The following is a 12590-nucleotide window of genomic DNA, read 5'->3' as shown; positions in this document are numbered from 1 at the left end:
CAACTTTGGCTTCGCGCAGGACCCGGCGTCAGCGACGGAGATCGATTGCGACGATCTCTTTGTCGTTGCGCATGAAAGCCGTTTGCCCTGCGTAGGCGGGGTAGGTCCAGACAACCGGACGTCCGAAGGCCTCATTGGTCGGTTCGACGGCGCGCATCCGGCCTTTCTCCGAATAACCCTTGGCCGTCAGTTCGGCAATGATCAGGTCGCCGTTCTCGCTCATCACCAAGTACCGATCGCTGGATCCGATGCGAGTCAGGAAGGCGGTGCCGTGTTTGATGAAGCGTTCCTCGCCCGGTTTGGTCGGTTGAAAGGTTTCCCACAAGCGGTCACCGTTTGATCCATCCACGGCGATCAAGTCCCCCTGGGTGCAGTCGGTGCCGTAGACGATGCCGTCGACGAACGCAGGGGGCGCATTGCTGCAGTGCACGGCATTCTTGTTTTCGCCCCGCCACAGTTCCTTGGCATCAGGCTGGGTGCTGTTCAGTTCAATCATCACCGCTTCGGCGTGAATGGAACTGGCGTACAGGTGGTCGCCGTCGCGCATCGGCTGGGCGATCGACATCTCATAGGAGGGACTCATGGGAACGTCCCAGTAGGACTGACCGGTCGCCGGATCCAAGCTTTGGACGCCTTGCGGGTGAAACACGATTAACTGTTTGGTTCCGCCGGCTTCGATGATCTGCGGAGCGCAGTATCCGGCGCTCACGTCCAACGCCTTCCAGCGCACTTTGCCGGTCGCCTTTTCGAAAGCGACGACGCCTTGTCCCTGGCCGTCTTTTCCTTTGCCGCCGACCATGGTGTAAACCAGGTCTCCGGCGACCAGCGGATGGGAAGCGAATCCCCAAATCGGGACTTCGGCGCCAAAATCGTTGGGCAAGTTGCGGCTCCACACCAGGCTGCCGTCGGCGACATTCAGACAGCGGAAGTCACCTTGGGCGCCCAAAATGTAGACCTGGTCTCCGTCGACCGTGGGCGTGCATCGCGGACCGGCCGGATAGCTGATTTCGTAAGGGCATTCGTAGGAGTGCTCCCAGAGTGTGTCACCCGACGACGCATCCAATGCCAGCAAGCGTTCACGTCCGTTGAGTTCGGCGCGGGTGTTGGGGTCATTGACCCGCTCGCCCGACGAGGTTTGATAGTCGAAGACAAAGACCTTCCCGTCGGCTACTGCCGGGCCGGCGTAGCCACCGGCAATCGGTTTCCGCCATTTGAAGGGCAACCCACCCTCAGGGATCTCGTCGACGATCCCCGATTCCCGGTAAACTCCGTCGCGTGACGGTCCCAGCCAACCCGGCCAATCGTCCGCGGTCGCTGTTCCGCCGGTGTGAAGGACGCCGAAGGTCATAAGCACGCACGTGGTCCGAACAAGGAAGGACGGTTGGGACATGTTGAATCACTCCGGAAGCGAAATGGGTCGGGCTTCGGGCGCCGGGGCACCCGCTGAATTTCATCATACCCGGGACAACCGGTCGAAGGGCACCATGGCAAACCAGCTGATTTTGATGCGTCACGCGAAAAGTTCGCATGACGATGCGGCGCTATCCGACCACGACCGCCCGTTGTCACCCCGCGGGCGTCATGACGCGCCGCGGATGGCCGACTGGCTGGACCAACAGGATGCGGTGCCGCACCTCATCCTCTGTTCCACCGCCACCCGGACGCGACAAACCGCCGAGCTGATGTTGACGCGGTGGGGGAAAACACCGATCGTTTCGTTTTGCAAGTCGCTGTACTTGGCTTCTCCCGAGGCGATGTTGGCAACGGTCCGCAGCGACCACTGCGACCAAGGTTCGATCATGATCCTGGCGCACAATCCGGGGATCTCCGAATTGGCGTCAATCTTGGCTGGTCAGTCGCTGCCAATGCCCACGGCGGCGGTGGCAATTTTTGATCTGCCGGCGACTCAGGCAGACAAACCGGGGCGGGAGTCGCGATCGGCGTTGGATCGCCTGTCGGTCGACAGCCGATTGCCGCTGGTCGCCTTCACGCGGCCCAAGGCCTTGGACCCATGACGGCTACCTTGCTGAATCTTTGCGGAACATGAGAGACGTCCTGCCGTGGTTGCTGTTGTTGCTGGTCCTGATCGGGCATGGCGGGCTGCACATCGCAATCTACAACCGGATCAACGCCATCGGATGGCCGCGGAAAGTCGTCAAAGGCCTGACCAAGTTTTTCCTGCTGACGACGATTGGTATTCCCGCGGTCGCACTGGCGTCGGCAATGGATCCATTGCGTACCTACCTCAGCGGTCAGGGATCCTGGAACGTGTTGCCCGTCTGGATCGTGACGTATTCGGTTTGCTGTCTGGTCAGCTTGTTGGTGTTGGGGATCCCCTGGCTGCTATCGCGTCCCCACCTGGCCTCCGATCGCGTCCGGGCACCCCGCGACGTCGATGTCATCGACGTCCGTCAACATCGAAGCGGACCGTTGACTTTGACGTCCAAGGCATCGTGGCAGTCACGCATGCCAATGAATCAGTTGCTGCAGCTTTCGGTCGAACGCGTGGAATTGCCCGTGATCGGATTGCCGCCGGAATTGGACGGCTACCGCATCGCCCACCTCAGCGATGTGCACCTGACCGGTGACATCCATCCCGAATACGCGTCTTTCGCGGTCGAGAAAGCGACGGAGTTGAAACCGAATCTGATTGCGCTGACCGGAGACATCATCGACCAGCGGTCTTGCATCGACTGGTTGGTCGATATTTTCTCACCTGCGGAAGCTCCGGACGGTTGTCACTTTATCCTTGGCAATCACGACACCCGCGTGGTTGATTCTTGGGAAACACGCGAAGCGATGGATCGCGCCGGCTGGATCGATCTGGGCAGTCAGGTGATGCCCCGGACGTTGAACGGCGTTGCCTGCGAGTTGATCGGCAATGAGCACCCGTGGTACGCGCGACCGGAATTGACGCCTGGGACCGATCGGTTTCGATTACTGCTCAGCCACAGCCCCGATCAGTTTAGCTGGGCACGTCGCCACGGCGTGCACCTGATGTTGGCCGGGCACACGCATGGCGGACAGGGCCGTTTGCCCCTAATTGGACCCGTGCTCAGTCCCAGTTTTCATGGCAGCCGGTATGCGTCCGGGCAGTTTTATCGGCGTCCGACGACTTTGTTTGTGACGCGTGGGCTCGGTGGCGTTCACTTGTTCCGCATCAATTGCCGTCCCGAATTGGCGCTGCTGACTCTCCGCCGGATGGAAGCCAGCGGACCGTGAGTCCGCTGCAAGTGTGAGAGGCGTAGGTGGATTCGAAGGTATGGTCAACGCACATCTTGGACTTGCCGCGGCGCATCGATCAGACCAAAGCTCTTAAAATACCGTTTCACGGTTCATGCGATGACCAGCGTTCATTGACTGGCGGACGGAAATGATCCCGCTTGTCGAGACGCCAGAAAACTCGCTTGTCGTCCAAACGGCGGAACACCGCTGGGGGAAAGGTTCGATGGAAAGTCTTCGATTTCGATTTGCGCGACTTAGAATCGCTTTGTCGATCATTGCACTTTTGATCTGGTTTGCCGTTGGCGCAGGAGCCCAGAACGCGGAGACGCCGGCATCCGGAGAGCTGACAGGCAACCGTTCGACGAAAGCGATTCCGGACGAGCAAGCCGCGTCAGAAATGGATGCGTCGATTCCCGCACCGCTTCGGCGGGACGACTTTGGGGCCAGCGAGATCGCGTCGGCCAATACCTTTGTGGAATCGTTGCATTTGGCCGATTGGCTGGGCCCTCTGGCACCCATCGCGTTGTCGCCGTTTTTCGGACTGACCGTCCTGTCCGGGTTGGCACTCTGGGGACCCGCCTGGGTGACCGACAACGCGTTGCTGTCCAACGCGGGGCCGCTCCATCACGAATCGGTCTTCGTGGTGTTCCTGATCCTGACAGTTTTGACCAGCATTCCGCGGCTGTCCAAGGTCAGCAAACCATTCGCCCAGGCGATGGACCAAGTCGAGGCGTACTCGGTGATCATCATTCTGTTGGTCATCAAGATTCTGGCCAGCGTGGATGCCGAACCGGCACCTGTCGCCGTGGTTCAGCTGGGCGTGCTGTCCTTTACCGCACAAACGCTGCTGATGATTGCGATGGTGATCAACCTGATCGTGATCAATAGTGTGAAGTTCTTTTTTGAGGTACTGATCTGGTTGACGCCGGTGCCGGCAATCGATGCCCTCTTCGAGATCGGCAACAAAACGATCTGCGCGGCGTTGTTGGCCTTGTACGCCATGAGTCCCACCATCGCGACCCTCGTGAATCTGGGAATCCTGTTTGCCGCGTTGCTGGTCTTCCGGTGGGTCAGCCGTCGGTTGACGTTCTACCGAACGATGTTTTTCGATCCTCTGTTGTCGATGGTTTGGAAATCCTACGGCCGACCCCATGCGGCTTCGCTGGTGGCGTTTCCAAAGGCCAGCCGGGATCCGTTTGTCGCCAAAAGCCGCTGGCGGCTGGCGAAGGACCAAGAACGTTGGGTGGCGTCCCCCTGGGGCTTGCTGGGAGGCCAGGACTATCCACTGGATGTCGTGAGCACCCCGGAAATCCGCCGCGGCTGGATCGCGCACACGTTGTGGATGGAAACAGCGGAGTACGGACCGCTGGAGTTTCACGTCAGCCGCCGCTATGACGGGGCATTGCAACGGTGGATGGAACTGTGTGAGTTCCGCATGTGCGAAGCCGAAGAATCGCAATCACGCGACGTGACGCAAGCCCGCACCGAGTTCGGCTGACCGAGTCTAAGCTGAACGTCAGGCTGTGCCTGACGAGGGATCTGATCACGTGGTACCTTGCCAGATGGGCCACACCGCCGGCCTTTTCCAGACGGCGGTGTTCCACCAGGCACTACGCCAATTGCGACTGGTCGTCGGCCAGAAGGCTGAGCAGGGCTTCGTCTTCGTCGCTACCGGCATTGAAGTCCAGCAGTTGCGTGCTCTCCGGCGAATCGCTGCTTCCGCTGCTATCGACGGTAACCAGCTTGCCGGGGCCGCTCAGATCCGCCAGAGCTTCGTCCAGCGGTGCCGAATCATCAACCGCGATCGAAGCAACTTCCAGTTGGTCGCTGACGACCGATTCGCCTTCGCCGGCCAGTGACAGTTCGGCGTCGCGAGCGAGTCGGTTGATCACACGCAGGGCATCGACGGCCGAGGTCACCTGGTCACCGTTGACGTCGGTGTATAGACCTCGGAAGCTGAGTTCACCCTCACCACCGCGAGCGATCGCATTGATCACGCTCAGGGCGTCCGACGGTGTCACGTTGCCGTCGTTGTTGACGTCTTCCGGCAGAGCCGTGTTTTGTTGCGGACCGGCCGGATTGATGGTGATGTTCAACGAGTCGTATCGGATCTGCGAAACTTCGACCGGGTCATCGCGGTCAAACAGCAGCGTGTCCTGGAACGGCGAGGCGTCCGCGGGGTCACCGACGATGCGGGTGGACGTCGGCGTCAGCACCTGTCCGGCAACGAAGTACACCGTGGCCATCAGGTTCGGTTCGATCACGCTGCCGCTTTCGGCAACGGTCTGACGCAACAGGGTTCCGAATTCGTCGATGATGCCGTCACGGGCGGCGGTGCCGACACCGGAGCTGGTATCAAAGTCGGAATCGAAATCCACGTCGAAGTCAAATCGGCCGCCGGGCGGGACGGAAGCCGGGCTGATCAAGCCGCTGTCGTACAGCATGTCCAGGTAGGCGGCGAAGACGTAGGTGTTGCCCTGCAATTCGGGCCGCAGGTCTTCCACCAAGACTTGCACACCGAAGGTGTCACCGGACCGTACCGAACTGATCGGATTGCCAAGTTGGTCCACCAGATCGAAGCTGATCTCCACCAGGTCGTCCTGGGACGCGTTGCCCAGTGCCAGCGATACTTCCGCGGTGCTGCGGACGCCGTCGTCGGTGACGATCAGGTAGGTGAAGGTGTCAAAGCCGTTGGCGTTGACGTCCGCGTAGTACTCGACGTAGTCGTCGTTCAGATTGTCCGGGGTGTTGTTGTCATTGATCAACACCGTTCCACGGCCGGCCTGGGTCGCGATCCCGAACTCTCGGATCTGGCCGGTCGGGCCAAGGTTGTCATTGGCCAGCACGTCCAACCGGTTCGGCGCGTTGCCGGCGGTGATGACGCGTCCGTCCGAATCGGTGCCCGACGGGAAGGAATCGTCAATCGCGCTGGAAAAGTTGTCGCTGGCGGGGAAGATGGTCAGTTCGGTTCGCCCCAGGCGTTGCTGGGCAACCGTCAATGCGACGTCTTCGCCGACCAAAATGGTTTCGGCCACCGGATCATCGGCCGGATCCGATGCAAACACCGCGACACCCGGAGAAACCGCGGTCATGGTGATCGTAAACAGTTCCGCCGGGTCACTGTGCTCGATCAAGTTGCCGTCCGACGGAATCGGTTGGACCGCACCGACGTCATTGATCAGACCGGGGATCGTAGCGTCACCCAGTTTGAAACCGCCGCCCTGGAAGTTGGGGCCGAAGGTGATGTCGAATCCGAAGGCGTCGTCCGGATTGGTGTCACGTGTGGAAACCAATTCGTCGGTGTACAGCAGGTCCAGGAAGGCCGAAGCCACGCCCTCGGGGCTGAAGTTCGGGTTGTTCAATTCCTCGACAAAGACGCGGACGTTGAACGGTTGGCCGACTTGAACGTTGCTGATCGGCTGGTTGTTGACCACGTCGTAGATGCCGATCGTGAAATCGATCAGGTCGTCGTTGCGTGCGCCCGGCAGCGTGTTGACGGTGACTTCCGCCTGGCTGGTGCTGCCGTTGGCGTCTTGAATGCTGTAGGTGAACTGTTCGGTTCCGGCGAAGCCCGGTTGGGGCGTGTACCGGATCGTTTGTCCGCCACCCTCGATCGAAACCTGTCCGCCCTGGTCGCCGGCACTGACGCTGGTGATCGACAGGCCGCCAAAGATGCTCGGGACGTCATTGTCCAGAACGTTCAGGGCACGGTTGGCCGAACCCTGTGGCACCTCGAAGGTGTCGTCCACGGCGATCGGGACCGTCGATTGGAAGTTGACGTTGACCGTGACCGTCGCGGTGTATCGGTTGCCCAATTGGTCTTCGACGGTGTACTGGAACACGTCGCGACCGGTGAAACCGTTCGGAGGCGTGTAGAAGATGCTGCGACCATCCTGAGCGATCACGACCGTTCCGGCCGTTCCGGCAACGTTCCGCCCGACGATCGTCAACTGGGTGACGCTGCTTTCGAAATCGTTGGCCAAGACATCCAGTTGGTTGGACAGCGAGTTTCGAGAAACGGTGAACTCGTCATCGTTGGCTACCGCTGCGGCTTCCAGGATGTCGAACTGGTAATCCTCGACCTCACCCAGGTCGGCTTCTCCGCCAACACCCAGGTTTTGCGTGGCGCTGTAACGGAATCGTGCGAAGGTCGATCCCACCACCGCGTTGTTGGGAACGTCGACGCTAAGCGTCGATGTCCCGGCCGCCAATTCGACGTTGGTGAAAACGCGTTCGTCGGATTCAAAGGTGCCGCTGGCATCGAAATCGATCCAGCCCTGCAGGAATCCCGGAGTGTTGGTGTTGTTCCGCGTGGTGACCTGCACCGTCGCGGTGCCGCCGGGACCAAGCGGGGAGAGCAATTGCACGCCGTCTTCGTCGTCGATGTTGTTGTTGTCATCCCCGAGAGCATCGTCGCTGGGGAAGCCGTTGGTTTCGCGGTCGACCGTCGCACCGAGTCCGAAGCCGGTGCTGATCCCGTGACTGGGGCCGTTGGCTGCCACTGAGGTGCGGTAGGTATCCGGAGCATCGCCGTAGTCACGCGACGGCAAGTTCCCAAAGTTGTAATTGTCGGCCAATGCGATGCCGTTGTAGGTCACCACGTGTTCGCCGTTGGTCGGGAACGTCTGGATGTAGCCCGGCGGGACGACTTCGCGAATGGTGTAAGTGCCTGGGCCCGGGAAGTTGATGGAGTAGCGTCCGTTGGCGTCGGTCCGGTCCGATGGCTCGCCCAAGTCCGGCCGGTCGTCTCCGTCCAAATCCAGATAGATGTAGAATCCTTCGATGCCCGATTCGCCTTCGTCGAAGAATCCGTTTCCGTTGGTGTCGGCAAACTTGGTTCCGGTTACATCCGGAATGACCTGAACGAAACCGAAGTTAACTCCGGAAGCTCCGCCCGACGTTGAAATCACGGTCTGGGTCGTGGGAGCGTATTGATCCGGAGTGATCGCGATCACGTTGCAAGTGCCGCCGGCGACGGCCAACGTGTAGTTGCCGTTGGCGTCGGTGACGTCCTGCGGGTCGGTCGGATCCAGCAGGCCGTTGTTGTTCGCATCGGCGTACACGGTCACGCCCGCCAGCCCCGCGTCGCCGCCAAACTTCGCGTCACGGTTGTTGTCCGCGAAAACTCGTCCGCTGATCGTGGTGCCGACCGTTCCGGTCGAAAGGGCATAGGACAGTGAAGCCGGAACACGCTCGACACCAAAGAACAAGCCTTCGGAGGCGGCAAACCGATCGTCGTTGAACATCGGGATGATGTCATCGGCGGTCCCGAATACTCCGTCCGGACCAATGCCTTGCAGGTAGTCATCCAGGCTGGCACTGCCTTCGTCCATGATGTTTTCGACGAAGTTGGTGCCGTCGGTGTGGTAGATCCCGAAGGAGTGACCGGCTTCGTGAGTGATCGTCCCGGCAAGTTGTTGCGCGACGGCATCGACCAGCGAAGCCGAGGGGGCTCGCGGATAGGTGGCCGCGAGAGCGGCGTGCGCTTCCAGGGTCACCAGGACCTTTTCATAGGGGCGAAAGTTCCCCACGTCGATGTTTTGCGCCAACCCAAAATCGGTCAGTCCCTGCGTCACTTCGCTGCCGATCACCACTCGCGTCACCAGACCATTCTGGTCTCCGGGGTCGGCGTGGTCCCGGCTGTTCAAAATCGTGATGCCGTATTCACCAGGAATCCCCGACGAATCGAAGTCGCCGTTGAATCCATTGATGCCCAGCGTCGCGAACTCTTGCTTCACCTTTTCAACCGTTGCGTCGATGATCGCGTCGGCATCACCCGGCAACGGATTGGTGAAGCCCAACACATCCAGGCTGTCGGGCAATCCCAATAGCCGAACCTGGCCGAACGGCAGAACCACACTGGGGAAGAAATCCGACGAGGGATAGGTGCCGCCGTCAAAGTCCAAGTACAAAATCTGCTTGGCGCCGATCGGTGCCTTCTCCATCACCGGCCGATAGGCTCGCAGTCCCAACGTGTAGTTTGCGTTGGTGAACGAGGGCGCCAAGTTGACGTAGTAGCGACCGTCCTCCGGCACGACCTGGGCGCCGACCGCATTTCCGACGGTCATCAAGGGCGACCCGTCGGAATAGGTCGAGATGGCGGTGTTGGTGTCGGTGCCCCACCAGATCCGGCCGTTTTCATAGAAGACCGTCAGGTTGGCACCAGCGCCGATCACGCTGACGTCCAGGATGTCGCCGGCCCGCAGGTCGAAGGCGTACGTATCGACATCCGTGACGATGTTACCTTGCGGCGTGGAAACGAAGCCCATGCTACCGGTGACATCGATGGTGTCTTGCTGTCCCGCCCCAGTCCCCAGCGGCAAGAAATCCGCGGAGAGCAACGAATCATTCGATCCGAACTGACCGCCCAATTCGCCTTCGTTGAGCTTGAATGACTGGACGGCACCGATGTTTCTCGGTTGAACCGCAGGAAACAGACCCGGATCGACGAATCCCGTTTCCGCCGCCAACAGCTGCCGCGTCTCCAGTCCTTCCATCAGCAGTCGACGACGTCGCCGCCGCCCCAGCGCCTTGTTCCGGGCAGATTGCCGAGAACGCGATCGGGCGGAATCGTGCGTGTTGCCCACCTTTCCGGAAGAGGCGCGGCGATCCAGGGATTCCATGTCTGTTCGTTGGGTCATCGAGGGTCTCTACCAAACGTGCCTGCTCTCAGGCCTGAAAAGCGGGCGGTTTCGCGGGTCGTTCGTGCGGGATAATGCTGCGGAAAGTGTAATTCCGCAGCGCTGAGCTGTCGTTCAAATCACCCTAGCTTTCAGGACATCGGGTGCGTTCACCAGAAAAACAGCCGTGTCGGGGAACCGTACGTCTCTATGCATCGGACAGATCAATCGCCGATCATTGCAAAATACGTAGCGGTCGCCCAATCAGAAGGATGGGAAAAATGCGAAGCTTAGGTTGATTGGATAAGGAATGTTCGCGATTCTACTCGGGGCCGATACAGTGTCAACGAATCGTGTCTTCTAGGACGTTTTCGCTGCAGGCAAGTTCCCGATTGGGATTCTGAATTCGATTAAAAGCATTTGGATCGTCAGAATCGTTCGATTCGGGCCTTTCGCACCCGTCAGGAACGGCGGCAACCCGTCATCCGGTTCCGCGGTGGATCCAGGGCCGATCGCGTGAGAGAGCTGGACAGAGCCCGGTTTTCCGCCGCAATCGCGATGGCAGCTACGGGGTTACCTGCGCTTTCATGCACAGCCTAGACTGTCGCTCCCGCTGGGCAGTCCTTTCGTACCGCCCAGCGGATTGTCTGGCCCCAACCTTGAATCTGTTCGGATGCCCCTTGTCCGCCATGACCGATTTCCAGCGATTTTCGCTCCATCTCCGCACGGAAACCTACGACTACCGTACGCCCATGAAGTTTGGCGGGAGGGTGGTCAAGGATGTGACGGTGTTGTCCGCCGACTGCGATGCCCACACCAAAGCCGGCCATGCGAGGGGGCTGGGGTCGATGACCATGGGGGTCGCCTGGGCCTGGCCGTCGAAGCAATTGGATGATCAGCGACGATTGGAGGCGGTATTGGAATTGTCGCGACGTCTGGCAAACGCGTTTTGCGACGGTGACCAGACCGGCCATCCGCTGGACATCTGCCATCGCCTGTCGGAACACCGGTTTTCGATCGCCGCCGATTTGGCGGAAGAGTTGGAACTTGGCGAGTCGATTCCGGAGCTGGCAACCTTGCTGGCCATTTCGCCGCTGGAGGCAGCGCTGTTCGATGCCCACGGCAAAGCCGCCGGTCGGAGCAGTTACGCGTTGCTAAGCCGCGAGCACTTGTCCAACGACTTGTCGGTTTACTTGGATTCGGAGTTCGCCGGCCTGCACCTTTCCGACTTCATTTCTGCCACGCCCTGTGCTTCGCTGCCGCTGTACCACCTGGTCGGCGCGCTCGATCCGTTGGCCGATGAAGACGTGGTCCAGCCGGTGCAGGACGGGTTGCCCGAAACCTTGGGGCAATGGATCCGACGCAACGGACTGACTCACCTGAAAATCAAACTGGATGGAGCCGACTTGGATTGGGATTGTCAGCGTGTCAGCCGGATCAATGCGGTCGCCACGGGGGAACGCCAAGGCGAGTGGTCCTTTTCGTTGGATTTCAATGAGCGATGTGAGGACGAGGAATACGTGCTGGCGCTGTTGGACCGTCTGCAACGCGAATCGCCTGACGCGTTGCGGTTCGTGCGCTACATCGAGCAACCGACCCACCGTGATTTAGAACGGCCGGGGCAAGCAACCATGTTTCGAGCCGCCGAGCGCCGTCCGGTCGTGATCGATGAATCACTGGTGGGTTTGAAAAGCCTGCGAACGGCGGTGGAGCAGGGGTACAGCGGCATCGCGCTCAAGGCCTGCAAGGGGCATGCTGACGCACTTTTGTTGGGCGCGGTCGCGCGGCACAAGAATCTGTATTTGTGCGTCCAAGACCTGACCTGCGTGGGCGCTTCCCTGCTGCACAGCGCTTCACTCGCGGCCCATATCCCCGGGGTCGCGGCGATCGAGAGCAACGGTCGGCAATATTCACCGGCCGGCAACCAACGATGGATGGACCGATTCGGCGAATTCTTCGAAGTCCGCAACGGATCGGTCCCAACCGCCAAGCTGGCGGGGCCCGGCTTGGGATACGGTGACGACCCCGCCGCGAATTCGCTTCAATGACAGACCGTGGCGTACGGCGCGGAGCGGAACCGTGTTCGCTCGCGCCACCGTCGGATCAACGACTTGCGACGCGGACGCTTTGCAGTGCGGGGCTGGCCAGAGCGAAACGGCGTCGCGAAAGCTCGAAAGCTCCAAACATCACGCCGCTGAACAACAGATCGCCAGCGAGCGTGTAGCCGTAGAACGGAATCGCATTGGTGAAACAGGCGACCAGTCCGCCCGTCGTTGCCGGGTACCAGGGCCCCAACCAGACGCCAAAATTGCTGACGATGAAAAAGATCGTTGACGCGGCCACGCTGGCCAACGGCAACTTCACCCACAGGCTTCCCTGTTGCAGTTTTCGCCCCAGCGGCACCGCCAGGGTGACACCCAAGTAGGTCGCTGCAAGCACCATGGGATTGTAAAAGCCCATGCCGGGAATGCCGGCCGCGTGTCCAATGATGTCGCTGATCAGCAGTGCGGCAGCCGGCACCAGCAGGGCGCGCCGCCCCGCAAAGTAGCAGCCCGCAAACAGCCCAAGAGCTCCCAGGCAGGCGAAATTGGGCGGATGCGGCAGAAAGCGGGTCAAGACGACCGCGAGCGTCAGCAAATAGATCATGACGATGCGAACAATTGGAGTGGGATTCGGACGCCTTTCGTTTTACCCAGCCTGTCCTCGCACCGGTAGTCCCCCCGTCTGTTTTGCCCGATCAAACGC

7 protein-coding genes are annotated in these 12590 nt (G+C 60.3%); 4 read left to right on the top strand and 3 right to left on the bottom strand.

The features are described from left to right. Positions 1 to 28: 28 nt before the first annotated feature. Positions 29 to 1390 carry an outer membrane protein assembly factor BamB family protein gene (locus FYK55_RS10505; RefSeq protein ID WP_150076378.1) on the bottom strand — a complete coding sequence of 454 codons (1362 nt, stop codon included), beginning with the start codon at positions 1388 to 1390 and terminating at the stop codon, positions 29 to 31. A gap of 94 nt (positions 1391 to 1484) precedes the next feature. Between FYK55_RS10505 and FYK55_RS10500 the strand changes: the two genes are divergently transcribed. The 3 genes from FYK55_RS10500 to FYK55_RS10490 all read left to right on the top strand — a co-directional run bounded on the left by FYK55_RS10500 (position 1485) and on the right by FYK55_RS10490 (position 4723). Continuing rightward, positions 1485 to 2015: a SixA phosphatase family protein gene (locus FYK55_RS10500; RefSeq protein WP_161604421.1), complete on the top strand. Its 531-nt coding sequence runs from the start codon at positions 1485 to 1487 to the stop codon at positions 2013 to 2015. Between the two features lie 28 nt (positions 2016 to 2043). Continuing rightward, a complete protein-coding gene (locus tag FYK55_RS10495) occupies positions 2044 to 3222 on the top strand; it encodes a metallophosphoesterase (RefSeq protein ID WP_150076376.1) in 1179 nt (392 codons plus the stop codon). A 226-nt stretch (positions 3223 to 3448) separates the two neighbouring features. After that, entirely contained in the window at positions 3449 to 4723 is a 1275-nt protein-coding gene (locus tag FYK55_RS10490; protein ID WP_150076375.1) for a hypothetical protein, read from the top strand. Positions 4724 to 4835: 112 nt separating this feature from the next. Here FYK55_RS10490 and FYK55_RS10485 read toward each other — a convergent pair whose 3' ends face one another. Further along, the gene (locus FYK55_RS10485; RefSeq protein WP_150076374.1) at positions 4836 to 9866 is read right to left on the bottom strand and encodes an Ig-like domain-containing protein; all 5031 of its coding nucleotides are present in this window, start codon (positions 9864 to 9866) and stop codon (positions 4836 to 4838) included. Between the two features lie 668 nt (positions 9867 to 10534). On the opposite strand from FYK55_RS10485, the gene FYK55_RS10480 reads away from it, so the two are divergent. After that, entirely contained in the window at positions 10535 to 11893 is a 1359-nt protein-coding gene (locus FYK55_RS10480; protein WP_150076373.1) for a mandelate racemase/muconate lactonizing enzyme family protein, read from the top strand. Between the two features lie 55 nt (positions 11894 to 11948). On the opposite strand, the gene FYK55_RS10475 is transcribed toward FYK55_RS10480, so the two are convergent. After that, on the bottom strand, positions 11949 to 12491 hold the full coding sequence (locus FYK55_RS10475) for a DUF6580 family putative transport protein (RefSeq protein WP_150076372.1): 543 nt from the start codon (positions 12489 to 12491) through the stop codon (positions 11949 to 11951). Between the last annotated feature and the right edge of the window lie 99 nt (positions 12492 to 12590).

The sequence above is a fragment of the Roseiconus nitratireducens genome (genome assembly GCF_008629675.1).
In the GTDB taxonomy this organism is placed as follows: Bacteria; Planctomycetota; Planctomycetia; order Pirellulales; family Pirellulaceae; genus Stieleria; species Stieleria nitratireducens.
The sequence above is the reverse complement of the archived record's forward strand: the minus strand, read 5'-3'. Positions and strand labels throughout refer to the sequence as shown.